We start from the raw sequence: 26,870 nt of genomic DNA, 5'->3' as shown, positions 1-26,870 counted from the left end.
GTCGCGACTTGGAATCTGCCGCCGCAAAGGACGTCACGGGCGACCCCGTGCTGAGACTCTCGCACGTCACCCTCGACTACGAGGGCGGCGTGCGAGCGCTTGATGACGTGTCCCTGGAGGTCGCGCGAGGCGAGCGTCTCTGCGTCCTGGGCGCCAACGGCTCCGGCAAGTCGACGCTCGCGAGCGTGCTCTGCGGCCTGCTCGCACCCGACGCGGGCGACGTCGAGCTGGTGGGGCGGCGCGTGCTTGTGGGCGGAAAGGTCGACTTCGCCGCCTACCGCCTGGCCCGGCGCAGCCTGGGCCTGGTCTTCCAGAACCCGGACGACCAGATCGTGACCTCCGTGGTCGCGGAGGACGTCGCCTTCGGCCCCGAGAACCTGGGCGTCCCCTCGGAGCAGATTGGCGAGCGCGTAGCCCGGGAGCTCCACCGCGTGGCCCTGGACGACTTCGCCCAGGCCGACCCGACCCGGCTCTCGGGAGGGCAGAAGCAGCGCGTCGCCATCGCCGGGGCGCTGGCCATGGAGCCCGAGGCCCTCGTCCTGGACGAGCCCGGCGCCCTCCTCGACGTGCGCGGACGCCGCTCGATCATGCGCGTCATGGCACGCCTCGCCACAGCCGGGACGACCGTCGTCCACGTGACCCACTTCATGGAGGAGGCCCTGGAGGCCGACCGCGTCGTCGTGATGTCCCACGGGAGGGTCGCGCTCGAGGGCACGCCGACCGAGGTCTTCTCGCACGCGGGAGAGCTTGCCGAGCTGGGGCTCGAGGAGCCCTTCGCGGCGCGCCTGGCGGAGGCGCTGCGCGAACGCGGGCTCGCCCTGCCCTGGACCTGCGACGGAGAGCAGCTGGCGGGGGGCGTACTCAGGCTCTGCGGGCGCGGCGACCGCACGCCGCAGGATGGCGGGCGAGAGGAGCCCCGGCAGGTCTCGCCTGCATCCGCCCAGGTGGCGGACATCGGGGGGCCGGCCGCCATCGAGCTCTTGCGCGTCCGCTACTCGTATCGCGACGAGGACGCCCGCAGCGACGCGCGGCCGGCGCTCGACGGGGTGTCGCTGCGCGTCGCGCGCGGCAGCACCTGCGCCATCGTGGGCCAGACCGGCTCGGGGAAGTCCACCCTCCTGCGCATCGTCTGCGGCCTGGAGGCGCCCGATGCGGGCGAGGTCCGCATCGGGGGAAGGGCCATCGCCACGCGCCGCGACCGCCTGCGGCTGCAGGGGGGCATCGGCTACGTGATGCAGCATCCCGAGCGGCAGCTCTTCGCCCAGACCGTCGCCGAGGACGTGGCCTTCGGCCCCCGCAACCTCGGGCTTCGCGGCAGGGCCCTCGACGAGAGGGTCGCACTTGCCCTCGAGCTCGTGGGGCTCTCGCACAAGGCCGAGGCCTCGCCCTTCGAGCTCTCGGGCGGGCAGCAGCGCATGTGCGCCATCGCGGGCGTGCTCGCCATGCAGCCGGAGGTCCTGGTCCTGGACGAGCCCACTGCGGGCCTCGACCCGAGGGGCCGCAGGAAGCTGAGGCGGCTCCTCGACGAGGTCCACGCGCGAGGCGTGACCGTTGTGCAGGTCACCCACTCCATGGAGGACGCCGCCCGCTGCGAGCGGGTCGTGGTGCTCGACCGCTCCCACGTGCTGGCGAGCGGAACGCCGCGCGAGGTGTTCCGCGGCGCCAACGAGGGGCGGCTGCGCGAGGCGGGCCTGGGCCTGCCCCGCGCGCTCGAGTGGGCGCGCACGCTCGAGTCGCGGGGCGTCGCGGACCTGGGCGAGCCCCTCGTCCTGGACGAGCTCGCCGACCGGCTGGCCGCGCTCCTGCCGACCGGGGGAGGCGAGGCCTGATGGCGCTCAGGATACGCATGGGCCAGTACTACCCCGGAGACTCCCCCATCCATCGCCTGGACCCGCGTGCCAAGGTGACCGCCGCGCTGGCCGTCATGGTCTCGGTCTTCGCCATCTCGACGCCGCTCCAGCTCGCCTTCGGCTTCGCGTTCGCGCTCGCCCTCCTGGCCCTGGCGCAGGTGCCCGCGCACAAGGTCCTGGAGTCGATCCGTCCCCTGGTGGCGATGCTCCTCGTGCTGGGCCTGGTGAACCTCCTGGTCAACCGGAGCGGGGAGGTCGTGTGGCGGCTTGGCGTTCTGGCAATCACCACCGGCGGCCTGCGCGCTGCCTTCGTCTACAGCCTGCGCCTGGTCATCGCCGTGGTGGCGGCCGCCCTCATGCTGCTCACCACCACGCCCACCCAGCTCACGGACGCCTTCGACGCGGGGCTCGCGCCGCTCGCGCGCCTGGGGCTACCCGGCCACGAGCTGGCCATGGTCTTCTCGCTCATGCTGCGCTTCATCCCCACCCTCGCCGACGAGACCCAGTCCATCCTGGACGCGCAGGCGTCGCGCGGGGGACGGCTCCTCGCCGGCAGCCCGGTCCGGCGGATACGTGCCGTGGGGGCGATCCTCGTGGCGCTGCTCGCGAGCTCAATCCACCACGCGGAGGGCCTCTCGCGCGCGCTCGACGCCCGCTGCTACGAGGGCGGGGCCGAGCGCAGCCACTGGCACCCGCTGCGCATGCGTGGCGCGGACTGGCTCGCCGTGGGCGCCACGACGGCATACGTCGCGGTGCTGGTGGCGCTGGGACTCACGTCGCTGTAGCTCGCGGCGCTGTAGCTGCCAGGACAACGCACCCCGGCTGCAACCCTGCCTCAATCGCGTCCCCGCCGCCGGAAGCCGGGGCCACTCCTTGCCGCTGGGAGCCAGAGTCATGCCCTTGCCACCGGAAGCCAGATGTGGGTGGTTTTCTCGGAGAAAAACGCCCTGAACCACCCACTTCTCCCCTGCGGCGGCGGAAGAACCACCCACATCGAGCTCCTGGCGGCAGGACTTCTGGCGGAGGATCGCGTTTGGCGGCAGAACTCCTGGCGGCAGGACGTCCCGGCGGGAAGACGCAGGGCTCCTGGCGGCAGGGGCCGTAGCGGCAGGGCGCAAGACAGGTCACCAACGCGGCGCGCCCCTCTCCCCCGCCATCATTCTTTCACCCTCATGACAAGACCTCCGGCATCGCCCTTCCGCCGTCGCGCGGCGCGTATCATTGACTCGCTCGCACCTCATCGCTACAGCGACGAACTGACGGAAGGTAGGACCCATGGTCTCTCGCGTCTATGTGGAGAAGAAGCCCGGATTCGACGTCGAGGCACGGCAGCTCGAACGCGAGCTCAAGGAGATCCTGGGGGTGAGGGGGCTCGAGCGCCTGCGAATCGTGAACCGCTACGACGTGGAGGGGATCTCGCGCGAGCTCTTCCGGCAGTGCATCCCCACCGTCTTCAGCGAGCCCCAGTCCGACGTCGCCAGCACGCGCCGTCCCTCCGCCGGCAAGGGCACGGCCGTCTTCGCCGTCGAGTTCCTCCCCGGCCAGTTCGACCAGCGCGCGGACTCCGCGGCGCAGTGCGTGCAGCTCATCAGCCAGGGGGAGCGCCCCCTCGTCGCGTCGGCCAAGCTCTACTACCTCGAGGGCGGCCTCTCCGACGCCGACGTCGCCGCCGTCAAGGACTACGTAATCAACCCCGTCGAGGCCCGCGAGGCCTCGCTCGAGACCCGCAAGACCCTCAGGGGCAGCTATCCCAAGCCGCCCATGGTCCAGACCCTCGACGGCTTCCGCGAGCTGGGACCCGACGGCCTCCAGGCCATGATCGACGACCTCGGCCTGGCCATGGACCTCGCCGACCTCGGCTTCTGCCAGGAGTACTTCGCCGGCGAGAAGCGCGACCCCACGATCACCGAGATACGGATGATCGACACCTACTGGTCGGACCACTGCCGCCACACCACGTTTGGAACCGAGCTTGAGGACGTCCGGATCGACGACGAGGTGGTCCGCGCCGCCTTCGACCGCTACCTGCAGATGCGCCACGAGCTGGGTCGCGACCAGAAGCCCCTCTGCCTCATGGACATGGGCACCATCGGCGCCAAGTGGCTCAAGTCCCGCGGCATCCTGAGGAACCTCGACGAGTCCGAGGAGATAAACGCCTGCACCGTGAAGGTGAAGGTCGACGTGGACGGCAACGACGAGGACTGGCTCTTCCTCTTCAAGAACGAGACCCACAACCACCCGACCGAGATCGAGCCCTTCGGCGGCGCGGCGACCTGCATCGGCGGGGCCATCCGCGACCCGCTGAGCGGCCGCAGCTACGTCTACCAGGCCATGCGCGTGACCGGAGCGGCCGACCCGCTGGTCCCCGTGAGCCAGACGCTCGAGGGGAAGCTCCCCCAGCGCAAGCTCGTGACCACCGCCGCCGCAGGCTACTCCTCCTACGGCAACCAGATCGGCCTCGCCACGGGCCAGGTGAGCGAGCTCTACCACCCCGGCTACGTGGCCAAGCGCATGGAGATCGGCGCCGTGGTGGGCGCAACGCCCGCGAGCCACGTCCGCCGCGAGACGCCCGCGCCCGGCGACAGGATCGTCCTTCTGGGCGGGCGCACCGGCCGCGACGGCATCGGCGGCGCGACGGGCTCCTCCAAGGCCCACAACGTCGAGTCGCTCGCCAAGGACGGCGCCGAGGTCCAGAAGGGCAACGCCCCCATCGAGCGCAAGCTCCAGCGCCTCTTCCGCCGCGAGGACGCCTGCTGCCTGATCAAGCGCTGCAACGACTTCGGCGCGGGCGGGGTCTCCGTCGCCATCGGCGAGCTCGCGGACGGCCTCCTGATCGACCTCGACGCGGTCCCCAAGAAGTACGAGGGCCTGGACGGCACCGAGCTCGCCATCAGCGAGTCGCAGGAGCGCATGGCCGTGGCGCTGGCCCCCGGGGACGTCGACGAGTTCATGGGCTATGCCGCGGAGGAGAACCTCGAGGCGACCGTGGTCGCCGAGGTAACCGAGGAGCGCAGGCTCCGCATGGGCTGGCAGGGCCAGACCATCGTGGACGTCAGCCGCGACTTCCTGGACTCCAACGGAGCGGCCAAGCACCAGGTCGTGCACGTCGAGCGCCAGGGCAGCTGGGCGCCGAGCTGGGAGGGGACGACCCCGGAGGAGCGCCTGCGCTCCGTCCTGCGCGACCTCAACGTCGCCTCGAACAAGGGACTCTCCGAGCGCTTCGACTCGACCATCGGCGCGGCCACGGTGCTCATGCCCTTCGGCGGCCGCACCCAGCTCACCCCCAGCATGGCCATGGTGGCCAAGCTCCCCGTCGACGGGCGGACCACCAGCGTGAGCGGCATGGCCTGGGGCTTCAACCCCTACCTCATGAGCGCCAACCAGTTCGCGGGCGCGTACCTCTCCGTCGTGGAGTCGCTCTGCCGCCTCGTGGCCGCCGGCCTCAGGAGGCAGGACGCCTACCTCACCTTCCAGGAGTACTTCGAGCGCCTGCGCGACGTGCCCGAGCGCTGGGGCAAGCCCGTCGCGGCGCTTCTCGGCGCGCTCATGGCTCAGGCGGACCTGGGCGTCGGGGCCATCGGGGGCAAGGACTCGATGTCCGGCTCCTTCGAGGACCTGGACGTCCCGCCGACCCTGGTCTCGTTCGCGACGGCGGTGGGCAAGGTCGACCACGTGACCAGCCCCGAGCTCAAGCGTGCCGGCTCCAAGCTGCTGCTGGTCAGGCCCCGCTACAAGGCCGACGGCATAACGCCCGAGGCCGAGTCGCTCCTGGCCGTGCTCGACTTCGTCCAGGAGCGCATCGGCTGGGGAGAGGTGCTTGCGGCCTCGACCCCCGGCTACGGCTGCCTTGCCGAGACCCTGTTCAAGATGGCCGTGGGCAACCAGCTGGGCATCCTGCTCGATGACGGGTTCGCGGCGGACGAGCTCTTCCGCCCGGCCTACGGCAGCCTCGTGCTCGAGCTGGGCGCGTCGACCTTCGTGCCCGCCGAGGCAGGTGACTTCGAGCTGCGCCAGATAGGCAGCAGCTGCGACGACTACGTCCTTGGCATCGAGGGAGGGCGCATAGGGCTCGCACCACTCCAGGAGGAGTGGGAGGCAAGGCTCGAGCCCGTCTTCCCCTACCGCGCCGCGGGCGAGGAGGTCGAGACGCCGAGCTTCGACGTCGCGCGAGCCGGCGTCACGAGGCCGGCGCCTGCCGTGAGGCTGGCGCGCCCGCGTGTGGTGATTCCCGTCTTCCCGGGCAACAACTGCGAATACGACTCCGCGCGCGCCTTCGAGCGCGCCGGTGCCGAGGTGAGTACCCTGGTGATCCGCAACCTCTCTCCCGAGGACGTGGCCCAGAGCGCCGATGAACTCGTGAGGCGAATCGGAAAGAGCCAGATGGTCATGATCCCCGGCGGCTTCAGCGGCGGGGACGAGCCCGACGGGTCGGCCAAGTTCATCACCGCCTTCTTCCGTGCGCCTGCAGTGACCGAGGCGGTACGCGACCTGCTGCAAGCGCGCGACGGTCTGATGCTGGGCATCTGCAACGGCTTCCAGGCGCTGGTAAAGCTGGGCCTCGTGCCGTTCGGCGACATCCGGCCCATGGACGACGGCTGCCCGACCCTGACCTTCAACGGCATCGGCCGCCACCAGAGCAGGCTCGTCCGCACCCGTGTGGCCTCGAACCTCTCGCCTTGGCTCGCAAACTGCGAGGTGGGAGACGTGCACACCATCGCGATAAGCCACGGAGAGGGACGCTTCGTCGCCTCCGACGAGCTGCTCGCGCAGATGGCTGCGACGGGACAGGTTGCCACGCAGTACGTGGACGAGACGGGCGTTCCGGGCATGAGCCTCGACGTGAACCCCAACGGGTCGGCGTGGGCAATCGAGGGCATCACCAGCCCAGACGGGCGCGTCTTCGGCAAGATGGGCCACAGCGAGCGCTACACGACGGGCAACTTCGCCAACGTTCCCGGCAACCACTACCAGCCCCTCTTCGAGGGCGGCGTGGCGTACTTCAAGTAGGGCTTGTCTGAGCTGGAGGACATTGGGGCGGGGCACGAGGGGGTAACCTCCCGTGTCCCGCCTCCTTTGTTGCGCAAAAAGTGCGCTCGAGCGACCTATCGGACGACCGCCGGACGAGCTACCGAACAGGCAGGACCTCTGCGCAAGGAGGGCCCGTCGCCAACGCTAGGCAGATGTTCTTTACTGGCGACTTCGGATGGGAACCGGCCGAGAGCGGCCCAGTAAGGAACGGATTTCGTGTCGTGCGCCCGACGGGCGTTCTTTACTGACGCCATCGGATGGGAGCCGGCCGAGTGCATCCCAGTAAAGAACAGATTCCGTGCCGCATACCCGGCAGACGTTCTTTACTGGCGGCCTCGGGGTGGATTGGCGCATATACGGGGCAGTAGAGAACAAAATCGTCCGACGCTTACACAAGCTCCCTGGCAGCGAAATCGGATTGGACGCAGAGGGACCGAGGGCCCACGCCACCCCCGGGCGCTCTGGCATTCTTCGTACATGTGTTCCCTTCGTCCTGCGCCGTGGGTAGAATCGAGACAGGCCACGACGAGGGAGGGAGGTGCGCATGGACGACCGGAGCAACGAGGCGGAAGGCAGGCCCCGAGCCGACCTGGACACGCTCGTCCAGGACATCGTCCAGCGCGTCCTCGAGGTCGAGCGCCGCCGCGAGGGAGCGAGCTTCAGCGAGCGTTCGTACTCCGACCAGCCCATCCTCCGAAGGGGCTCCGACTGGCGCCGCGAGCGAGAGGAGCGGCCCGCCGGAGCGGGGCGGCCCACGCCAGCAGGGCAGTCCGCCTCGGCAGAGCGGTCCACGTCATCCGAGCGTCCCGCAAGCGCACGTCCCACCTCGGCGGGACGTCCCCTGCAGGAGCGCTCCATCGCCTCGACCCGAGCCGAGCGGGCGCGCAGGGCCTACCGGTCGCAGGCCCGCTTCAACCAGCAGCCCCTCCCACGCGACGCCCCCCGCCCCCTGCCCCATCCCGCCCTGCCCCCGACGCTCGCGCGACTCCGCTACCTCGAGGGCGGCTGTGACGACCAGGGCGTCCTCCTGCGTGGGGGCAAGCTCTTCGCCGCACAGGCCCGCCTCGCGGCGGACTTCGAGGACGACCAGCCCTACCAGGGCGCCCTCCCCTTCCGCTACCTGCCCACCTATCAGGAGCTCAGCGACCGGGAGCTACGCGGGTACTTCAGCTGGCGCACGCTCTGGCGGCGGGGCGAGGCGTCGGACGCCCCCTCCACCTTCGTGCGGCTCCTCTCCTTCGAGCTCGTCAACGGCGTGGGCGTCGAGCCCGGTACCCCCGTGGCGCTCGAGCTCCGCCGCCTCGTCGACGCCTGCCGGGACCAGGCCGCGAAGCAGCCGGGTGCCGCGGGAGGGGTCGTGCTCGACCTCGAGCGGCTGCTGCACGACTACGTGGTCTGCCACCAGCTCGACCCCGAGCTCGCCACCAGCGAGGAGGAGCGCGCCTTCGCACGGGCGGTCATGACCCTTCGCCTCGCCGAGCGGGCGCGGCTCTGCCAGGAGGGCCTCCGAGGCCTCACGTCCAAGGACCAGGAGGGTCCGACGCCCACGGACGCCGAGCTCTGGGAGGCCCTGGGAAGGGTCTCGTCCTACCCACCTGAGCGCTCGCCCTTCCTCAGGACGCACGCGGACGAGTCGGCCCAGGTGGCGGCCGGCGTCTTTGCCCGGCTGGTCCGCCACTGCGCCAAGCGGCGCAAGACCGACTTCGTCGACAGCCTGGTGGGACCCGTCCAGGAGCACGCCTACTACCCCTTCGCCGGCGTCCCCCTCGAGGACGCCCCCAAACCGGAGGGCCTGCGCGTGCGCCTCACCGCCGCAGAGACGATCACGCACCGCTTTGGCCGCTGGAAGCTGCGCAAGGACTTCTCGACCAGCGGCAGGAGCCGCGAGCTGGGAAGGATCGTCCGCGGCATCGACCGCCAGATGCGCGACGACTGGGACTTCGGCCGCCCCCTCAAGGAGAAGCGGCTTCCCGCCTATGTCGCACGCATGATCCAGAAGGAGAGCGCACTGACGCTCGAGCTCTCACAGGAGGCCGAGCGGCGCCGGATCAGCTTCGACCTCTCCAAGCTGGGCTCGATCCGCTCCGCCGCGGCCCTCACCCGCGAGGCCCTGCTGGTGGACGAGGAGCGCGACGGCTACCTGCCCGACGACCCACCCCGCGAGGCGCCGTCGTCCATCCCCGTGACGACGGTACCCCCCATGCCAGGCGAGAGGGACGCCACGTCCCCCGCCGACACGCCCCGCCCCGCGGCAGCGCCACCCGCCCCGACGGCCCAACCATCGGCCGGCACGCGGGACGGCAGCCCGGAGGGGGGCACGCCGTCCCCCTGTGGCCTCGACCCGGAGGAGCTCGGGCTCCTGCGCGCCCTGCTCGACGGGAGGCCAGGCCCCAGCGGCACCGCGCGCACGACGGAGATGCTCGCCGACTCCGCCAACGAGAAGCTCTTCGACCTCCTGGGTGACACAGCCATAGAGTTCGACGAGGAAGGTCCCCGCCTGGTCGAGGACTACGCAGAAGACCTGAGAGGAATGCTCGAGCCATGACAGAGCCCACAACGCACGTGCCCCGCCGCATCGCCGCCGTCATAGTCAACTCGCTCAAGGGCGGCGTCGTCCCGCGCGTGGGCCTCCCCTACGTCACGGTGGGCCGCGAGCGAGAGATTCAGGCCCTCCTCCACGACCTCGAGCTCGTGGCGGACGGCGGCGCGAGCTTCCGCTTCCTGGTGGGCCGCTACGGCAGCGGCAAGAGCTTCCTGCTCCAGACCATCCGCAACCACGCGATGGGCAGGGGCTTCGTGGTCTGCGACGCCGACCTCTCGCCCGAGAGGCGCTTCCAGGGCGGGAACGGCCAGGGACTCGCCACCTACCGCGAGCTCATCCGCAACCTCAGCACCAAGACGCGCCCCGAGGGAGGGGCGCTCAACCTGATCCTCGACCGCTGGGTCTCGAACGTCCAGGCGCAGGTGCAGGTCGAGGACGGCCTCGTGCCAGAGGACGCGGGATTCTCGCCCGCGATGGAGGCGCGGATCCTCTCCACCGTGCAGTCGCTCCAGGAGCTCGTGCACGGCTACGACTTCGCCCGCCTGCTCACTATGTACTGGCACGCCCACCTCGAGGGCGACGACGACACCAAGGCCAACGTCACCAGGTGGTTCCGCGGGGAGTACCGCAACAAGACCGAGGCGCGCCAGGAGCTCGGCGTCAACATCGCCATCGGCGACGACGACTGGTACGACTACCTCAAGCTCTTCGCCGCCTTCCTCAGGGGGGCCGGCTACCAGGGCCTCGTGGTGCTGGTGGACGAGCTGGTCAACCTCTACAAGATCCCCAACGCCATCAGCCGCCAGTACAACTACGAGAAGATCCTGACCATGTACAACGACACCCTGCAGGGCAAGGCGAGCCACCTGGGCATCATCATGAGCGGCACGCCCCAGACCATCCAGGACCGCCGTCGCGGACTCTACTCCTACGAGGCCCTGCGCTCGCGCCTGACGCAGGGACGCTTCGCCCAGGGCGGCTTCGCCGACCTCCTGGCGCCGGTGATCGAGCTCCAGCCCCTCACTCACGAGGAGCTCCTGGTCCTCGTCGAGAAGCTCGCGGACATCCACGCCGGGCTCTTCGGCTACGAGCGCACGATCGGCCAGGACGACCTCATGGCCTTCCTCCAGGCCGAGTTCGGCCGCGTGGGGGCCGACACCCACCTCACGCCGCGCGAGGTCATCCGCGACTTCGTCGAGCTACTCGACATCCTGTTCCAGAACCCTCAGCTCGATGCGGCGGACCTGCTGGGGAGCGAGCAGTTCCAGACCCCCGTCGCAGCCCCGCGACCAGCACCGACGCGTCGAGCGAACATGCCGGCGGAGGCAGTGGCGCCGACCTCCCTCGCGGCGGCGGGACAGGGACACGTGTCGCCCGCACAGGCGACACCGCGGCAACAGGACGAGTTCGCAGAGTTCAAGATCTAGGACGGGAGTGCCTTGGACGTCTTCGACCGCTATGCCCCCTTCATACAGGACTTCATCTACCAGCACGACTGGCAGAGACTGAGAGCCGTGCAGGTCGCTGCCGCGGAGGCGATCTTTGGCAGCGACCAGAACGTCCTCCTCACCGCCTCGACGGCCTCGGGCAAGACGGAGGCGGCCTTCTTCCCCATCCTCACCGAGCTCTGGGAGGACCCGCCCGCGTCGGTGGGAGCCATCTACATCGGACCCCTCAAGGCCCTGATAAACGACCAGTTCATCCGCCTCGAGGACCTCTGCGCCGAGGCGCGGATCCCCGTCTGGCACTGGCACGGTGACGTGTCGCAGTCCCACAAGGCCAAGATGCTCAAGCATCCCTCCGGCATCCTCCAGATCACGCCAGAGTCCCTCGAGGCCATGCTCCTGCACCGCCACGCCGCCATCGCGCGCATCTTCTGCGACCTGCGCTACGTGGTCATCGACGAGGTCCACTCGCTCCTGCGCGGCGACCGCGGCAACCAGACCCTCTGCTGCATCGAGCGCCTCTCGCGCATCGCGGGCGTGAACCCCCGTCGCATCGGGCTCTCGGCCACCATCGGCGAGCCCGAGGCCACGGGCGCCTACCTCAGCTCGGGCACCGGGCGCGGCTGCCTCATCCCGCGCATGGACGCCCCACGCGAGAGCTGGCGCCTCAGCATGGAGCACTTCTATGTGAGCGGCCCCCAGGCGCCCGACCGCGGCGCCGACGGCCTGGGACACGGCGGGGCGTCGGTTGCGGAGGGGCCCGAGCCCAGCTACGAGATGCCCCTCTCCCCTGCCCAAGGCGAGAGAGTCCCCGCCCCCTCGGACCGGGCAGAGGACGTGGGTGCGAGGACGCCGCAGGGCCGCGACGCCACGTCCGCCAACGACACGGCACCATCCGCCGCAGAGGCGGACGACCTGCCCCCCACCCCCGAGCAGCCCGACTGGGAGCCCTCCTCCGACGTCGCCCCCGTCTTCGCCGACCCCGGCCTCGCCTACGTCTTCGAGCACACCCGCAACCGCAAGTGCCTGGTCTTCGCCAACTCCCGCGAGGAGTGCGAGGAGGTCACCACCAGCCTGCGCCAGTACTGCGAGGCCAACGGGGAGGGAGACCGCTTCCTCATCCACCATGGCAACCTCTCGTCCAGCCTCAGGCTCTCGGCCGAGGACCTCATGCGCGACGACGACCTGAGCCTCACCACCGTCACTACCTCGACCCTCGAGCTGGGCATCGACATCGGCCGGCTGGAGCGCGCCTTTCAGATCGACGCGCCGTTCACGGTGAGCTCCTTCCTCCAGCGCATGGGCCGCACGGGACGGCGCGGACAGCCCAGCGAGATGTGGTTCGTCATGCGCGAGGACGAGCCCGAGGCGCGAGCCCTCCTGCTCGAGACCATCCCCTGGAAGCTCCTGCAGGGCATCGCCCTGGTGCAGCTCTACCTCGAGGAGCGCTGGGTCGAGCCACCCAAGCTGAACGGCCTGCCCTACAGCCTCCTCTACCACCAGACCATGGCCACGCTCGCCTCCTCCGGCGAGCTGAGTCCCGCCGACCTCGCGCGGCGCGTGCTCACCCTCGCGCCCTTCTGGCGCGTGAGCCTCGACGACTACCGCGTCCTCCTCAGGCACCTCCTCGCGATCGACCACCTGCAGGAGACGGAGTCGGGTGGGCTCATCGTGGGGATCGCGGGCGAGCGCGTGACCAACAACTTCAAGTTCTACGCCACCTTCGCGGAGAACGAGGAGTTCACCGTCCGCAGCGAGTCCCAGGAGCTTGGGACCGTCGTGGCGCCGCCGCCCGTGGGCGAGCGCATCGCCATCGCCGGGGCCGTCTGGGTCATCGAGGAGATCGACTACAAGCGCCACCTCATCGAGTGCAGCCGCGTGAAGGGCAAGGTGCCCGCCTACTTCGGGATGTGCGCGGGAGACGTGCACACCCGCGTGCTCGAGCGCATGCGCCAGGCCCTGGGCGAGGAGGACGAGTACCCCTACCTCAGGCGCAACGCCCACGCGCGCCTGCTCCAGGCCCGTCATGTCGCGGCCAACGCCCACGTGGGCACGGAGCCGCTGGTCAACGTGGGAGGCACCGCCTGGTGCCTCTTCCCCTGGCTGGGGTCCTACGCCTTCCTGGCGCTCGAGCGCTTCATCAAGCTGCGCTGCGCCGACGAGCTGGGGCTCAAGGGCCTCGACTCCTCGCGCCCCTACTTCATGCAGTTCACCATGAGGGCCGACGCGAGCTGGTTCTACCAGGTGCTCAAGCGCGAGGCCGCGCGGGGCGTGGACCCCATGGAGCTGGTGTATCCGGGGGAGGTGCCCCGCTTCGACAAGTACGACGAGTTCGTCCCCGACGAGCTGGTGCGCAAGGGCTTCGCCCTGGGCGTCCTGGACGTGCGGGGCATGCTCGAGCGGGTGCTCTCCTGGCCGGATGGCGCGCTCCTCTCGCCTGCGCCCCTCCCCTAGGCCCGAGGCCTCGTTCTCTATGCCGATTGCCGGGCCCCCACCCCCTTCTCTATGCATTCTCCTGAACTCACCCCTTCGCCAACAGGGATTTTGCGACCGCAGTTTCAGAGAATGGCATAGAGAACGTGGGGATGGCGGGCAGGCACGCTAGGGGGCGGACGCACGCAGATGGTGGCGCGAGTCGGCAGACGGAACAACGGACGGAAGCGAAGACGCGCGGAGCATGGCAGCGAGAAGGGCTACACTCAGGCTTAGCTGCAGTGTCGCAGCGGTCGCCCCGTCCGGAAGCGCACGGGATGACGTCACCCCAGGACGGGAGGCACCCAGATGTCAGACTTCCTCACGCTCGCTCGCGAACGCTATTCCTGCCGCAAGTTCAGCGACGCCCCGGTGGAGCCCGATAAGGTCGACGCCCTGATCGCCGCTGCGGTCGCCGCCCCCACGGCCGTGGACAAGCAACCCTGGCACGCCTGGATCATCCAGAGCCCCGACGCCCTCGAGACCGTGCGAGAGAACACCCCCTACGGCTTCGGCGCCCCCCTCATCGTGGCCGTCGGTGCCAAGGAGGACGAGGCGTGGGTGCGCTCCTTCGACGGGCGCAACTTCGCCGACGTGGACGCGAGCATCGTGGCGACGCACATCATGCTCGCCGCGTACTCGCTCGACCTGGGCAGCACCTGGGTGGGCAAGTTCGACGCCGGGGCGCTGAAGCAGGCCTTCCCGCAGATGCAGGGCTACGACCTCATCGCGCTGTTCCCCCTGGGGTATCCCGCCGACGATGCCGAGCCCGCCCCGCGCCATACGATGCGCAAGCCTGCCGACGAGCTCGTGAGCCGCATCTAGCGAGCGGCAGGAGACCAGACGACCGACCACCCCCGGCAAGGGCATGGCCGGCGGAGAGGGGCCACATGCCATGAGGTCGTTACTCATCAAGGACACCACGCGCGTGGAGCGCATCCAGATCGTCCACCAGGGGCTGGACTTCTGCGGAGACTCGAGCTGCGAGAGCTGCAGCGGATGCAGCATGGGCGTGGGCTCCATAGACGCCATGTACCAGCCCTACATCGACGGCGAGATGGAACTCAGCGAGGTCAACATGCGCCACGCGGCCACCCGCTACACCCTCGGCTGAGAGCGCAAGGCGAGAGGCAACACGGCCTCAGGGCTTGGCCCAAGCTTGGTCCAAGGGCACCGCACGCGGAGAACGGACGCACCAGAGGGGGCCTTGGCGTAGCATCTTCCACCAGGAAGCGAAGATGGGAGACGCATGGGCATGGGCGAGAGGCGCCAACACGAGGAGCGGGACGGCTGGAACGAGCCTTCGGGACGTAGTGCGCGGGACGACGAGACGGCGGACAGGCGAGGTGCGGACGCCTACCACAGAGGTTCAGTGCTCCTCAGGGGCCAGATGATTCCCGAACGCACCACCACGAGCAGCCTGCTCGCACCAGACGACCCCGCCGACTGGATTCGCATGGACCCATGGCGCGTCATGCGCATAGAGGCGGAGTTCGTCGACGGATTCGACGCCCTCGCCAGGCTGGGACCGGCCGTAAGCGTCTTCGGGTCTGCCCGCACGCCGCGAAGGAGCCCCGGCTACGACGCCGCGCTCGCCATGGGACGCCTCCTCGCCGAGCGGGGCGTGGCCGTCATAACGGGCGGCGGGCCGGGCGTGATGGAGGCGGCGAACCGCGGGGCGTCAGAGGCGGGCGGGACGTCCGTGGGGCTGGGCATAGAGCTTCCCCAGGAGCAGGGAATCAACCAGTGGGTCAACCTGGGCATGAGCTTCAGGTACTTCTTCGTGCGGAAGACCATGTTCGTGAAGTACTCGCAGGGCGCGATCATCTGTCCGGGCGGGTTCGGGACCCTCGACGAGGCCTTCGAGCTGCTCACCCTGGTGCAGACCCACAAGGTCGAGCGCACCCCCGTCGTCATGTTCGACCGCGAGTACTGGCAGGGGCTCTTCGAGTGGCTCAGGGGCACCGTCTCTGACTCCGGGAACATCTCGCCCCTCGACCCGTCCCTGGTCAGGCTCACCGACGACCCGGCGGAGGCGGTCGACATCGCCACGAGCGCGCTGCCCGGAAAGGGGCACGGCGCGTCACGCGAGGACGGCGGGACCTCGAAGTAGGCCACATCCTGCGTCGAGAGAGCCCCGCCCCCCTCGACGCCAAGAGCGGGACAAGCTGGAGCATGATGGGACATGACGGGGCAAGCTGGGTCATACCGGGACATGCTCCGACATGCTCCGGCAAGCGTTCTCTATACCATTCTCTGACACCGACCCAGCGCCAACAGGGCTTTTGTAGGCAGGATTTCCGAGAAATGCATAGAGAACCAAGCGACTTCAGGAAGTTGCATAGAGAACGGCGCCCGATCGCGCGCGACGGCACCTGTCCTCCCCTGCCTTGCCCTCCCCTGCCCTGCCCTATACTCTTTATGGACGGTTGCGCCCATCGCACGGCAGTAGCCTGCGCCAGGGCACAGCCATTCCAGGAAGAAGCCTGCCGTCCAGTAGACGAGGAGCACCCATGAGCGTCGAAAAGTCACCCCAGGACACCTGCGTCCTCGTCACCGGAGGCGCCGGCTTCATCGGCAGCCACACCGTGGTCGAGCTGCTCCAGGGCGGCTACCAGGTGGTCATCGTGGACGACCTCAGCAACGCCTCCGAGAAGGTGCTCAACCGCATCGACCAGATTGTGGGCGAGGAGGCGTCGGCGAGGCTCTCGTTCTATCGTGCCGACGTGAACGACCGCGACGCCCTCGAGGCCATCTTCGACGACAACGACATAGACCGCGTCATCCACTTCGCAGGCTTCAAGGCCGTAGGCGAGTCCGTCTCGAAGCCCATCGAGTACTACAGCAACAACCTGGGCAACACCCTGACCCTGGTAGACGTCATGCGCGAGCACGGCTGCAAGTCCATCATCTTCAGCAGCTCGGCCACCGTCTACGGCGATCCCGACAGCCTGCCCATCACCGAGGCCAGCCCCAAGAAGGCCTGCACTAACCCCTATGGCTGGACCAAGTGGATGATCGAGCAGATCCTCTGCGACCTCCACACCGCCGACCCCGAGTGGAACGTCGTCCTCCTGCGCTACTTCAACCCCATCGGTGCCCACCCCTCCGGACTCATGGGAGAGGACCCCAAGGGCATCCCCAACAACCTCCTGCCCTACGTGGCACAGGTGGCCGTGGGCAAGCGCGAGGTCGTCCACGTCTACGGCAACGACTATGACACCCCCGACGGCACCGGCGTGCGCGACTACATCCACGTGATGGACCTCGCCTCCGGCCACGCCGCCGCCCTGGCCTGGATGGACGGCCGCACGGGCGTCGAGGTCTTCAACCTGGGCACCGGTCGGGGAACCTCCGTGCTCCAGATCATCAGGGCCTTCTCGGCCGCCTGCGGGCGCGAGCTGCCCTACCAGATAGACCCGCGCCGCCCCGGCGACGTCACGGCCAACTACGCCGACTGCGCGAAGGCCCGGGAACTCATGGGCTGGGAGGCCAAGTACGACACCGACGACATGTGCCGCGACTCGTGGAACTGGCAGTCCCACAACCCCGACGGCTACGAGGGCTAGGCGGCCCCATGCCTGACGGTCAGCTCTTCAGGGACTACCTGGCGCGGGTGCTTCCCCTCGTCGAGGGCTATCTTGCGAAGGTGGAGCCCCACGACCACGATGCGGCGTCGCATGGCCCCGAGCTGGAGCGCTACCTCTACGCTCCCTACGCGCACTTCACGCGGGCGGGCGGCAAGCGTACGCGCCCCGCGCTCTGCCTCCTGGGAGCAGAGGCCGTGGGCGGTAGAGCCGAGGCGGCACTGCCCGTCGCAGCCGCCATCGAGCACTTCCAGAGCGCGGCCCTCATCCACGACGACATCGCGGACGAGGGAGAGACGCGCCGCGGCGAGCCCTGCACCTACCTCAGCGAGGGGACGGGCCCCGCCATCAACATGGGCGACCTGGGCATCGTGACCACCTTCCGCCTCGTCCTGGACGACGGGTCCCTTGGCGCGGACACGAGGCTGCGCCTCCTAGAGGAGCTCTCGCTCATGGAGCTCAGGACCCTCGAGGGCCAGGCCCTCGACCTGGGATGGGTCCGCGACGGCCGCTGGGACGTGAGCTCCACGGACTACCTGCGCATGGCGACGCTCAAGACCGCGCACTACTCCGCCGCCGTCCCCCTGGCCGCGGGCGCCGTCTGCGCCGGAGGCAGCGAGCGGCAGGTGGAGGCCCTGCGCGCCTTCGGCCTGGACGCGGGACTCGCCTTCCAGATCCAGGACGACCTCCTCAACCTGGTGGGAGACTCCGTGGCACAGGGCAAGGACTTCAGGAGCGACGTCACGGAGGGCAAGCGCACCCTCGTGGCGACCTGGGCCCTGGAGCGGCTGGAGGGAAGCAGGCGAGAGGAGCTCCAGGGCCTTCTCGACGCCCACGTCACGGACGAGGGGGCACTTGCCCGCGCGGTGCTCCTCATGGACGAGGCCGGCGCCGTCGAGCACGCCCGCTCGGTCGCACGCGAGCTCGTCGCGAGGGCAAAGGGAAGGCTCGAGGGCGTGGGACTCGAGGACGGGCCGCACGAGACGCTCCGCTCTATGGCAGACTTCTTCGTGGAGCGCAGGGGATGACACCACCAGGCCCCGGGGCACCCGTCCCGAGGCCTTCGCAACGGGAGACACGCATGGAAGCAATTCGTGAGGGCGCAAGCGGCGCCGCGGTGGAGGACATCCAGGAGCGCCTGGGAAGACTGGGCTACGAGGTGGAAGCCGCCGAGCTCGACGGCCATGCCTTCGGACCGACCACCGCGACCGCCGTGGCCAAGTTCCGGCTCGACCACCAGCTGCCCCTGGGCGGCGAGGTGGATTCCGCGACCTGGGCGGCCCTCGTCGACGCAGGCTACTCCATGGGCGACCGCACCCTCTACCTCCGCCTCCCCAACTTCCACGGCAGCGACGTGCTGGCCCTGCAGCACTGCCTCAACATCCTGGGCTTCTCCTGCGGCGAGCCCGACGGCTGCTTCGGCGTCTACACCGAGAGCGCGGTGAAGCAGTTCCAGGAGAGCCAGGGCATGCTGGCGGACGGCATGGCCTTCCAGGACACCTTCGACGCCATCGAGCGCCTGCACCACGTGTGGAGCGGCAAGCCCGCCTCGGGCCCGCACCCCATGGGCGGCATGGGCTTCGCCCGGGCCGCCGGGGTGCTCGAGAGCACGCAGCTCTCCATCACCGCCGAAGACCCCATCAGCCGCAACGTGGCGGGTCGCATCTGGAACCTGGCAAGCGCCACGAGCGAGAAGAGCGGCCTCGACCTCATCGAGAGCCCCCTTGCCGCGCGCGAGGGGGACCGTGCGGTGCTGGTGCTGGCCTCCACCCCCCTGCCCGAGGGCAGCAAGATGGCCAACCTCTCGACCGACGACGTCGACTCCCTGCCCCAGCGCCTGCGCACCACCTGCGAGAGCTCTCGCGAGGAGGTCCCCGTGGTGCGCCTGGAGCTTCCCCTGGGCCTTGACTACGACGGCACCTTCACCACGGGGGACGCGCAGACCTTCGCGGTCATGCTCCTCGATGCCATCTGCGCCGCCTTCGACCTGTAGGCCGCGGGGCCCAGAGAACTGGCGGAACACGCGGGGCCGACCTGGCTGGCAGCTGGCGCTAGTCCCAGACGGGGCAGGTCAGCACGAAGGCCTTGGTCAGGCTGCCGTAGGGCTGCTCCAGGCGGATGGCGAAGCCGTGGAGCTCCGCGATGCGCCTGACGATGTAGAGTCCCAGGCCGCTCCCCTCTCCGCGGCGAGCCTCGTCCCCGCGCGAGAAGGGCTCGAAGAGTCGGTCCACGTCACCCGCTATGGGCATCCCGTCGTCCGCCACGACGACCTCGGCGACCCCGGCGCGCCGCACGAGCCGCACGTGGACGGCCGTCCCCCTGGGGCAGTGCCTCACCGCGTTGGCGATCAGGTTGGAGACGACCCTTCCCAGCTGCACGTCGTCCGCCAGCACCTCCAACGGCTGCTCGCTCACGTCCACCTCGAGGCTCATCCCCGCCGCCTCCGCGTCCGAGTAGGCGGCCGCCGCCTCCCTCAGCACGAGCTGGGGGAGGTCGCAAGGCCTGAGGTCCAACCTGAAGCCGTCACTCTCGAGCCGCGTGAAGTCGAAGAGCACGTCAGTGAGCCTCCCCAGCCGCTCCGCCTTCGAGCGGATGGAGGCCAGGTAGCGCCTCTGGTCGGTCGCATCCCTCACCAGCCCGTCGCCCAGGGCCTGTGCAAGCGAGAGGACGCTCATCACCGGGGTCCTGAGGTCATGCGCCATGTCGGTCACCAGGAGGTTGCGTCGCGCATAGAGCCTCTCGCGCTCCTGGTCGCGCTCCTCCTGGACCTGCGCCACCCTACGCTCCACCATCCGCGCGAAGAGCATGGCGCCCACCGCGAGCGGCAGTACGAACAGCACCATTCCCAGGGCGAGCATCGCAAGGCCGAGCAGCGCCCCCAGGACGTCACCAAGGCCGCCGACCACGATTCGCTCCAGCGCCAGGGGCACCAGCGTCCCGAAGGCGAGGGGCTGCAGCAATGCCTCTGCGGCAGCCATGGGCACGGCGACCATGAGGAAGCGACGAACCAGGAAGCCGCCCAACCCAGACGACCCCGCCGACTCGATGCGCTCGCCGTTCTCGCCTTCGCCCATGTCCCCTACCCCTCGAGCCGGTAACCCAGGCCACGCACGGTGCTGATGTAGGCGCCAGGGTCGTCCGAGAGCTTGCCGCGCAGCTTGCTGATGCAGACCATCACGTTGTTGTCTGCCGCGAGGTAGCTCTCCTCCCAACCTGCCTCATAGATCTGTTGCTTGGTGAAGACCCTGCCCGGATGCGACATCATGAGCTCCATGATCCGGTACTCCACGGGGGTGAGCTCGACCGCCTTTCCCGCCCGTGTGAGGCGGCAGGCGTCGACGTCCAGCTCCAGGTCACGCACGACCAGCCTGGGCGAGACGGGCAGGGGCGTCGCAGCCCCCACCATCCCCCCGCTTGAGGGCAGCGGGCGGGCGTCCATGTTGTAGACGCGGCGCATGAGCGAGTTGACCCGCGCCACGGCCTCAAGCGGGTTGAAGGGCTTCACCAGGTAATCGTCGGCCCCGAGGTCGAGACCCAGGACCTTCTCGGCATCCTGGCCCTTGGCGGAGATGAGCACCACCGGCGTGGGTCGCTCCGCGCGCAGCCGCCTCAGCACCTCGTAGCCGTCAGCCTCGGGCATCATGATGTCCAGGAGGCAGATGTCGATGGGCCCCTCGCGCAGCTGCCGTAGGGCCTCGCCGCCGTCCGCCGCTTCGACGACGTGGTAGCCAGCGTTCTGCAGGTAGAGGCGCAGCACCTCGCGAATCTCGTCCTCGTCGTCGGCGACGAGGACCGTGTGACGCGCTTCCTCGGCCATACCGCTCCCTCCCGAAACGCCGCCCGGACGCATGGCCCGGGCGGCTCTGCGCATCGATGGTAGCGCGGTGCGCCTAGTCCTGCTGCGCCCCGTCGCTCGGGGCCTCGCCGCCCTCTGACGCCATGGGCGCACCGGGGATGGACGCCTGCGGGAGCACGCGGGAGTCGCTGCCGTAGCGCAGGGCCTCATAGAGGGCCGCGTAGGTCATCTGCCTGTAGGGCGCCACGTAGAGGACATCGAGCAGGCCCAGCGTCAAAAGCGAGAGCAGGTCCCAGCCGATGAACGAGAGGTCAAGCACGAAGGCGTCCCACTTGTTGCCGTCCATGAGCGCCCTGCTCTGGGCGAAGGCCTCCTCGCGGGTCATGTTGGGGTCCTCCGCCAGGAGGTATGGGATCATGCGGTACTCGTAGCTCTTCACGATGCCAGGAATCACGAAGAGGAGGCTCCAGAGGCAGGTGTAGAGCTCCCGGAAGAACATGGTCTTCAGGTTCTGGACGTAGTTGCGGTCGAAGCCGCGCCCGCACTCGCCCACCTCGGCGCGCTGGTTGAGGTTCCTCAGGAAGAAGCGGGACACGCCCACCTGCAGGGGACCCAGGATCAGGATGTCGACGGCAATGAGCATGGCGACGGTGACGAGCATGACGAGGCAGACCAAGAGCGCGATGGACAGGGCCACGGCCGCGATCTCGGCGGGGTCTGCCGACTCGGGGCTGTCGCGGTGCTCGGCCACCGGAGTCGAGGTGGCGCCTTCCTCGGCCGAGGCTGCCGCGCGACCGTCCCCGCCTCCGTCCACGTCCCCCTCGTCCAGCCGGTTCGCCTCGACGCGGTCGACGAGCCCCTGGTTGACGTCCGTGCGCGTGACCGGAGCCATGCCCCCGAGGGTGACGATGCTGCCCACGACGACGCCTGACGCGCTGCCGGCACCGCCCACGCCGCTGCCAATCACGAAGGTTGCGACGATCGCCACCAGGACGGTCTTCCAATAGTTGGCCTTGAGGCTGGCCTTGCCCTTCTCCTTGAGCTCGCTACGCTCCCACATGTCGTCTCCTTGGACGTGGTCCCTCGATTGCAAGTCCCATGATGGGCCGCGACCCTGAGGGGAACGTGAGTCAAACCATAACGTTGCCTTAATCCACACGTGCGATGAAGTCGTCAGCCACGGGCGTGGTCACCTGGCGGGCGTGGTCACCTGGCGGGCGTGTTCACCTGGCGGGCGGAAACGCCAAGGCGGACGCAGGCAGTGGCTGCCAGGCACGGACGCGGCCTCCTCTCGACTGGACCAAGGACCGCAGCACGCCGCCAGTCTCGTTAGACGCGCCACCCGGAAGGACCATCTTGCATTCCGCCACGCTTTTGGACCGAAATCAGCGGATTTTCGTGGCAAAGGACAAGATGATAGAAGTGCCCCATACCTCGCGGCGGCCCATGACCAGACCCGCTGCCCAACACGGCTCGCCGACCGCCGAACGTGTCGCCCCCCGACACGACCCCACGACAATGGCCGAGCGCGCGGCCCTACTGCGGCAGAGGCGGGTCCCCCGCGCCGGGAACGCGGCAGTAGGTCCGGGTGAGCTCGAGGAGCCGCTCCTCCAGCTCCCGCGTCAGGGCCCCCTCTCGCATGCGCCAGCTCCAGTTGCCGCCCAGGGTCGACGGCACGTTGATGCGTGCCTCGTTGTCCAGGTCGAGGAGGTCCTGCATGGAATAGATGCAGGTGTCGCTCACGGACGCGGCGATGCCGCGGTTCATCGCCGCAGACAGCGGCTCGCCGGGCGCCTGGTGCAGGTAGCGCCGCGCCTGGGCGAGCTGCTCGGCGCTGGCCGCGTCCCGTTCCCAGCCGCGCGCGGTCATGTTGTCGTGCGTGCCAACGTAGGCCACGGTGTTGCTCGCGTAGTGATGCGGGAGGTAGTAGGAGTCGTTCCGGCCGTCGAAGCCAAACTGCAGAATCTTCATGCCGGGATAGCCCGTGGCATCGCGCAGGGCCAGGACCTCCGGCGTCAGGAAGCCCAGGTCCTCGGCGATGATGGGAAGCTCGCCCAGCTCCTGCCTGACGCGCTCGAAGAGGCAGATGCCCGGCCCCTGGCGCCAGGACCCGGCGGCCGAGCTCGCCGCCCCGAAGGGCACGCCCCAGTACGACTCGAAGCCGCGGAAATGGTCGATCCTGACCAGGTCATAGAGCTCGAGGCTCGACCTCAGGCGCTCGACCCACCAAGAGTAGCCATCGGCCCCCATGCGCTTCCAGTCGTAGATGGGATTGCCCCAGTACTGGCCCGTGGCCGAGAACTGGTCGGGCGGCGTCCCCGCGACCAGCGCGGGCGCGCCCGTCTCGTCCGTCATGAAGAGCTCGGGGGCAGACCACATCTCGGCCGAGTCGCGCGGGACGTAGATGGGGATGTCGCCTATGACACGCACGCCGCGCCCGTTGGCGTAGCCCTTGAGGCGGGACCACTGGCCGAAGAAGAGGTACTGGGTCATCTGGTGGTAGAGGTAGCGCTCGCGCCGCTCTGCACAGAGGGCGTCGACCGCAGGGCCGGGGCGGCGGAACTCCTCCGGCCACTCCCAGAAGGGCCCGAGGCCGAACTCCTCCTTGCAGACCATGAACTGGCAGTAGGGCGCGAGCCAGGGGTCACTCGCGCGGACGAAGGCGTCCAGGTCCTCGGGCGGGGCGGCCAGGAAGCGGGGCAGCGCGCGCTCCAGCAAGATCCTGCGTCCGCGGAAGACGGCCCCGTAGTCGATGCGACAGGGGTCGTCCCCCAGCTCCGCCGATTCGAGCTCGCCCTCCTCGAGCCAGCCCTCGCGCACGAGCCCCTCGAGGTCGACGAGGTTGGGGTTTCCCGCATGCGCCGAGAACGACTGGTAGGGGGAGTCCCCGTAGCTCGTGGTGGTCAGGGGGAGCAGCTACCAGTAGCGCTGGCGGCTCCGGGCGAGAAAGTCCACGAACTCTCTCGCCGTGCGCCCGAAGCCGCCGATGCCCCCCGGCCCGGGCAGCGAGAACGCCGGCAGCAGGATTCCGCTCGCACGCTCCATGTCCCAGCTCCTCTCGCCGCCATGTCTCCCACGATAGCTTGGCGCGGGCGACGTCGTCGTGTCGTTTTCCCAGGCCGTGGCCCCGGCCCGAGCAGGCAGGCCGGGGTCCTTAAGCCGAGCCGCAGAGAGAGTCGCGGCTACGGCCTGACGAGGTTGTTGCCGCTCTGCTTGTCGAAGAGGTGGATGGCGTTCTGGTCGAACTTGAAGGAGATGCGCTCGCCGTCGGCGAAGCTGCCGCCCTCGCGTTCGAAGTCGACCGTGGGGATGACCAGGACGAGCTCGCTGCCCTCGACCGTCACATGCACGTGGACCGTGGAGCCCATGAGCTCCGAGACCTCCACCGTGCCCGAGATGGCATCGGGGTCGTCCTCGCGTGCGAGCGAGATCTGCTCCGGGCGCACGCCGGCGACGACCTCGGAGGTACCATCGACCCAAGACTCGGAGAGGCGGTTGCAGGTCTGGGGGGCGAGCGCTATGTCGTGGTCGCTCGTCTCGAGGTGGTACTCGTTGCCCACGTGCACCAGATGGGCGTCGAAGAAGTTCATCTGGGGCATGCCGATGAAGCCGGCCACAAAGAGGTTGGCGGGATGGTTGAAGACCTCCTGCGGAGTGCCGATCTGCTGGACGTAGCCGTCCTTCATGATCACGATGCGGTCGCCCAGGGTCATGGCCTCGGTCTGATCGTGCGTGACGTAGATGAAGGTCCCGCTCACCTTGTGGCGCAGCTTGATGAGCTCGGCACGCATCTGGTTGCGCAGCTTCGCGTCGAGGTTGGAGAGGGGCTCGTCCATGAGGAAGACCTTGGGGTCGCGCACGATGGCACGGCCGATGGCCACGCGCTGGCGCTGCCCGCCCGATAGCGCCTTGGGCTTGCGGTCGAGGTAGGGGGTGATGCCCAGGGTCTCGGCGGCGTCGCGGACCTTGCGGTCTATCTCGGCGGGGTCGACCTTCTTGAGCCTGAGGGTGAAGGCCATGTTCTCGTACACCGTCATGTTTGGGTACAGGGCGTAGCTCTGGAAGACCATGGCGATGTCGCGGTCCTTGGGGGCCACGTCGTTCACGCGACGGCCGTCGATGAGCAGGTCACCGGAGCTGATGTCCTCCAGGCCGGCGATCATGCGCAGGGTGGTGGACTTGCCGCAGCCCGAGGGCCCCACCAGCACCACGAACTCGCCGTCGCCCACCGTGAGATCGAAGTCCTGCACGGCCACGACGCCCTCGGAGGTGACCTCCAGGTTGCTCTTGCGCTCCTCCTCGCGGCGGCGTCCGAAGAGGCCACGGCGGCCCCGCTCGTTGGGATAGACCTTCTTGATGTTCTTGAGGACGATCTGTGCCATCTTCCTTGCCTTTCATGCCCTGCGCCCGGTGCGGGCGCCCGTGGTAGTTGCGAGACTAGCCCTTGACCGCGCCCGAGACCACGCCACTTATGATGTAGCGCTGGCAGACCAGGTACACCACGACGATGGGGACGATGACCATCATGATGCAGGCCATCATGGGCCCCAGCTCCACGTGGCCGTAGCCGCCGCGGAAGTACTGGATCAGGATGGGTATGGTCTTGTACTTGGTGCTGTCCAGGACCAGGTAGGGCAGGAGGTAGTCGTTCCACACCCACATGGTCTCGAGGATTCCGACCGAGATGTAGGTGGGCTTCATGATGGGGAGCACCACGTGAAAGAAGGTCTGCACGGGGTTGCAGCCGTCGATGGTGGCGGCCTCCTCTATCTCGAGCGGGATCGTCTTGACGAAGCCCGCGAACATGAAGACCGCCAGGCCCGCGCCGAAGCCCAGGTAGATGAAGCAGATGTTGAACGGCGTGTTGAGGCCCATGGAGTCGGCCACGTTGGAGAGGGTGAACATGAGCATCTGGAAGGGCACGACCATCGAAAAGACGAAGAGGTAGTACAGGCCCTTGCAGAGTCGGCTGTTCACGCGCACAACGTACCAGGCGCACATGGAGCAGCACACGAGTATCAGCGCGACCGAGGTCACGGTGATGACGAGCGAGTAGGCGAAGGCAGAGGCGAAGCCCTGCTTCGAGAGGGCGCTCACGTAGTTCGCAAGCCCCGCCGCGTTCTGGGGCCCCACCAGCTCGAAGGCCGTGCTGGTCCCGATGCTCGACTCGTCCTTGAGCGAGTTCATGAGGATCATGAACATGGGGTACACCCACGCCAGGCTCAGCACGGTGAAGAAGGCCGAGAGCACGCGGTTGATGGTTCTCTCCCTTTGCATTACTGCTGCACCTCCTTGGACTTGGTGAGCCTGAGCTGGACGAGCGAGATGGCGATGACCAGAAGGCAGAAGATGACGGCCTTGGCCTGCCCGATGCCCATCCACTTGGCTCCTGCCCTCGAGTAGAAGGTGCTGTAGATGTTCAGGGCGAGGAGCTCGCTCGAGTGGCTCGGCTCTCCGCCCGTGAGCGCGAGGTTCTGGTCGAAGAGCTTGAAGCCGTTGGTGATGGTGAGGAAGAGGCAGATGGTGATGGTGGGCATGAGGTTGGGGATCTTGACCTTCCACAGCGTCTGCCAGGCGTTGGCCCCATCCACCTTGGCCGCCTCGAGGTAGTCGCTGGGGATGGACTGCAGACCGGCGATGTAGATGATCATCATGTAGCCGATCTGCTGCCAGAGGGTGAGGACCACCAGGCCCCAGAAGCCCGCGTGGGTGTTGAGGGCCAGGAGCTGCTGGCCGACGTTAGCCAGGACGCAGTTGATGAGAATCTGCCAGATGTAGCCCAGCACGATGCCGCCGATGAGGTTGGGCATGAAGAAGACCGTGCGGAAGGCGTTGGTGCCCCAGAGACGGCTGCGAGTAAAGGCTAGCGCGATGGCCAGGGCTATGACGTTGACCAGCACAGTGACCGTCACGGTGAAGAGCGCCGTGAGCCAGAAGGCGTGCGCGAACTGCGGGTCAGAGAGAGCGGCCGCATAGTTGCTCAGGCCGACGAAGGTCGGGTTGGAGATGCTGATGAACTGGCAGAACGAGAGGTAGGCGCCCTCGGCGAACGGGATGACGAAGCCGAAGACGAACGAGAGCGCCGTGGGCAGCACGAAGAGCGGCCACCACTTCCTGAGTGACTTAACCATGCACGCGTTCCCTTCTCAG

Annotated in this window: 20 protein-coding genes; 12 read left to right on the top strand and 8 right to left on the bottom strand. The window is 68.7% G+C overall.

The window, feature by feature from the left end; all coding sequences use genetic code 11:
- The first annotated feature begins 8 nt into the window (after positions 1 to 8).
- The 12 genes from Q5923_RS05070 to Q5923_RS05015 all read left to right on the top strand — a co-directional run bounded on the left by Q5923_RS05070 (position 9) and on the right by Q5923_RS05015 (position 18,917).
- Positions 9 to 1,829, top strand: a complete 1,821-nt coding sequence (locus Q5923_RS05070; protein ID WP_303132542.1) for an ABC transporter ATP-binding protein — start codon at positions 9 to 11, stop codon at positions 1,827 to 1,829.
- On the top strand, positions 1,829 to 2,635 hold the full coding sequence (locus tag Q5923_RS05065) for an energy-coupling factor transporter transmembrane protein EcfT (RefSeq protein WP_303132540.1): 807 nt from the start codon (positions 1,829 to 1,831) through the stop codon (positions 2,633 to 2,635). Before Q5923_RS05070 ends, Q5923_RS05065 begins: the two co-directional genes overlap by 1 nt.
- A gap of 490 nt (positions 2,636 to 3,125) precedes the next feature.
- A complete protein-coding gene (locus tag Q5923_RS05060; protein ID WP_303132538.1) occupies positions 3,126 to 6,857 on the top strand; it encodes a phosphoribosylformylglycinamidine synthase in 3,732 nt (1,243 codons plus the stop codon).
- 565 nt (positions 6,858 to 7,422) lie between these two features.
- Positions 7,423 to 9,423, top strand: coding sequence for a TerB N-terminal domain-containing protein (locus tag Q5923_RS05055; RefSeq protein ID WP_303132536.1), 2,001 nt, complete (start codon positions 7,423 to 7,425; stop codon positions 9,421 to 9,423).
- The gene (locus tag Q5923_RS05050; RefSeq protein ID WP_062531757.1) at positions 9,420 to 10,847 is read left to right on the top strand and encodes an ATP-binding protein; all 1,428 of its coding nucleotides are present in this window, start codon (positions 9,420 to 9,422) and stop codon (positions 10,845 to 10,847) included. The genes Q5923_RS05055 and Q5923_RS05050 overlap by 4 nt, the downstream gene beginning before the upstream one ends.
- A gap of 12 nt (positions 10,848 to 10,859) precedes the next feature.
- The gene (locus Q5923_RS05045) at positions 10,860 to 13,319 is read left to right on the top strand and encodes a DEAD/DEAH box helicase (protein ID WP_062531756.1); all 2,460 of its coding nucleotides are present in this window, start codon (positions 10,860 to 10,862) and stop codon (positions 13,317 to 13,319) included.
- A gap of 327 nt (positions 13,320 to 13,646) precedes the next feature.
- Positions 13,647 to 14,162 (top strand): nitroreductase family protein, encoded by a 516-nt coding sequence (locus tag Q5923_RS05040; protein WP_009278602.1) that lies wholly within the window; start codon positions 13,647 to 13,649, stop codon positions 14,160 to 14,162.
- A 70-nt stretch (positions 14,163 to 14,232) separates the two neighbouring features.
- Positions 14,233 to 14,451, top strand: coding sequence for a hypothetical protein (locus Q5923_RS05035; protein ID WP_009278601.1), 219 nt, complete (start codon positions 14,233 to 14,235; stop codon positions 14,449 to 14,451).
- A 141-nt stretch (positions 14,452 to 14,592) separates the two neighbouring features.
- Positions 14,593 to 15,450 (top strand): TIGR00730 family Rossman fold protein, encoded by an 858-nt coding sequence (locus tag Q5923_RS05030; protein WP_303132535.1) that lies wholly within the window; start codon positions 14,593 to 14,595, stop codon positions 15,448 to 15,450.
- Between the two features lie 400 nt (positions 15,451 to 15,850).
- Complete coding sequence (galE, locus tag Q5923_RS05025; protein WP_303132534.1) at positions 15,851 to 16,906, top strand: UDP-glucose 4-epimerase GalE; 1,056 nt, start codon at positions 15,851 to 15,853, stop codon at positions 16,904 to 16,906.
- An 8-nt stretch (positions 16,907 to 16,914) separates the two neighbouring features.
- Entirely contained in the window at positions 16,915 to 17,952 is a 1,038-nt protein-coding gene (locus Q5923_RS05020) for a polyprenyl synthetase family protein (RefSeq protein ID WP_062531754.1), read from the top strand.
- A 53-nt stretch (positions 17,953 to 18,005) separates the two neighbouring features.
- The gene (locus tag Q5923_RS05015) at positions 18,006 to 18,917 is read left to right on the top strand and encodes a peptidoglycan-binding protein (protein WP_009278597.1); all 912 of its coding nucleotides are present in this window, start codon (positions 18,006 to 18,008) and stop codon (positions 18,915 to 18,917) included.
- Positions 18,918 to 18,975: 58 nt separating this feature from the next.
- Here the strand turns inward: Q5923_RS05015 and Q5923_RS05010 are convergent, their stop codons facing one another.
- The 8 genes from Q5923_RS05010 to Q5923_RS04975 all read right to left on the bottom strand — a co-directional run bounded on the left by Q5923_RS05010 (position 18,976) and on the right by Q5923_RS04975 (position 26,851).
- Entirely contained in the window at positions 18,976 to 19,998 is a 1,023-nt protein-coding gene (locus tag Q5923_RS05010; protein ID WP_009278596.1) for a sensor histidine kinase KdpD, read from the bottom strand.
- 5 nt (positions 19,999 to 20,003) lie between these two features.
- The gene (locus tag Q5923_RS05005) at positions 20,004 to 20,741 is read right to left on the bottom strand and encodes a response regulator transcription factor (protein WP_303132531.1); all 738 of its coding nucleotides are present in this window, start codon (positions 20,739 to 20,741) and stop codon (positions 20,004 to 20,006) included.
- A gap of 73 nt (positions 20,742 to 20,814) precedes the next feature.
- Positions 20,815 to 21,780, bottom strand: coding sequence for a DUF975 family protein (locus tag Q5923_RS05000; RefSeq protein ID WP_009278594.1), 966 nt, complete (start codon positions 21,778 to 21,780; stop codon positions 20,815 to 20,817).
- Between the two features lie 476 nt (positions 21,781 to 22,256).
- Positions 22,257 to 23,627: a 4-alpha-glucanotransferase gene (malQ, locus tag Q5923_RS04995; RefSeq protein ID WP_303132635.1), complete on the bottom strand. Its 1,371-nt coding sequence runs from the start codon at positions 23,625 to 23,627 to the stop codon at positions 22,257 to 22,259.
- A 9-nt stretch (positions 23,628 to 23,636) separates the two neighbouring features.
- Positions 23,637 to 23,765 carry a 4-alpha-glucanotransferase gene (locus Q5923_RS04990; RefSeq protein ID WP_303132529.1) on the bottom strand — a complete coding sequence of 43 codons (129 nt, stop codon included), beginning with the start codon at positions 23,763 to 23,765 and terminating at the stop codon, positions 23,637 to 23,639.
- 137 nt (positions 23,766 to 23,902) lie between these two features.
- Complete coding sequence (locus Q5923_RS04985) at positions 23,903 to 25,102, bottom strand: ABC transporter ATP-binding protein (protein ID WP_303132528.1); 1,200 nt, start codon at positions 25,100 to 25,102, stop codon at positions 23,903 to 23,905.
- A gap of 55 nt (positions 25,103 to 25,157) precedes the next feature.
- A complete protein-coding gene (locus Q5923_RS04980; protein WP_009278589.1) occupies positions 25,158 to 25,997 on the bottom strand; it encodes a carbohydrate ABC transporter permease in 840 nt (279 codons plus the stop codon).
- Positions 25,997 to 26,851, bottom strand: a complete 855-nt coding sequence (locus tag Q5923_RS04975) for a carbohydrate ABC transporter permease (RefSeq protein WP_072500234.1) — start codon at positions 26,849 to 26,851, stop codon at positions 25,997 to 25,999. Before Q5923_RS04975 ends, Q5923_RS04980 begins: the two co-directional genes overlap by 1 nt.
- Between the last annotated feature and the right edge of the window lie 19 nt (positions 26,852 to 26,870).

The organism is uncultured Olsenella sp., from assembly GCF_959602185.1.
Classification (GTDB): domain Bacteria; phylum Actinomycetota; class Coriobacteriia; order Coriobacteriales; family Atopobiaceae; genus Olsenella_I; species Olsenella_I phocaeensis.
The sequence above is the reverse complement of the archived record's forward strand: the minus strand, read 5'-3'. Positions and strand labels throughout refer to the sequence as shown.

Bases quoted from the DNA above. Each gene is read 5' to 3' on its own strand.
- Q5923_RS05065 (WP_303132540.1), top strand. From the start codon at position 1,829: ATGGCGCTCAGGATACGCATGGGCCAGTACTACCCCGGAGACTCCCCC.
- Q5923_RS05060 (WP_303132538.1), top strand. From the start codon at position 3,126: ATGGTCTCTCGCGTCTATGTGGAGAAGAAGCCCGGATTCGACGTCGAG.
- Q5923_RS05055 (WP_303132536.1), top strand. From the start codon at position 7,423: ATGGACGACCGGAGCAACGAGGCGGAAGGCAGGCCCCGAGCCGACCTG.
- Q5923_RS05050 (WP_062531757.1), top strand. From the start codon at position 9,420: ATGACAGAGCCCACAACGCACGTGCCCCGCCGCATCGCCGCCGTCATA.
- Q5923_RS05040 (WP_009278602.1), top strand. From the start codon at position 13,647: ATGTCAGACTTCCTCACGCTCGCTCGCGAACGCTATTCCTGCCGCAAG.
- Q5923_RS05035 (WP_009278601.1), top strand. From the start codon at position 14,233: ATGAGGTCGTTACTCATCAAGGACACCACGCGCGTGGAGCGCATCCAG.
- Q5923_RS05030 (WP_303132535.1), top strand. From the start codon at position 14,593: ATGGGCGAGAGGCGCCAACACGAGGAGCGGGACGGCTGGAACGAGCCT.
- galE (WP_303132534.1), top strand. From the start codon at position 15,851: ATGAGCGTCGAAAAGTCACCCCAGGACACCTGCGTCCTCGTCACCGGA.
- Q5923_RS05020 (WP_062531754.1), top strand. From the start codon at position 16,915: ATGCCTGACGGTCAGCTCTTCAGGGACTACCTGGCGCGGGTGCTTCCC.
- Q5923_RS05015 (WP_009278597.1), top strand. From the start codon at position 18,006: ATGGAAGCAATTCGTGAGGGCGCAAGCGGCGCCGCGGTGGAGGACATC.
- Q5923_RS05010 (WP_009278596.1), bottom strand. From the start codon at position 19,998: ATGGGCGAAGGCGAGAACGGCGAGCGCATCGAGTCGGCGGGGTCGTCT.
- Q5923_RS05005 (WP_303132531.1), bottom strand. From the start codon at position 20,741: ATGGCCGAGGAAGCGCGTCACACGGTCCTCGTCGCCGACGACGAGGAC.
- Q5923_RS05000 (WP_009278594.1), bottom strand. From the start codon at position 21,780: ATGTGGGAGCGTAGCGAGCTCAAGGAGAAGGGCAAGGCCAGCCTCAAG.
- Q5923_RS04990 (WP_303132529.1), bottom strand. From the start codon at position 23,765: ATGGAGCGTGCGAGCGGAATCCTGCTGCCGGCGTTCTCGCTGCCCGGG.
- Q5923_RS04985 (WP_303132528.1), bottom strand. From the start codon at position 25,102: ATGGCACAGATCGTCCTCAAGAACATCAAGAAGGTCTATCCCAACGAG.
- Q5923_RS04980 (WP_009278589.1), bottom strand. From the start codon at position 25,997: ATGCAAAGGGAGAGAACCATCAACCGCGTGCTCTCGGCCTTCTTCACC.
- Q5923_RS04975 (WP_072500234.1), bottom strand. From the start codon at position 26,851: ATGGTTAAGTCACTCAGGAAGTGGTGGCCGCTCTTCGTGCTGCCCACG.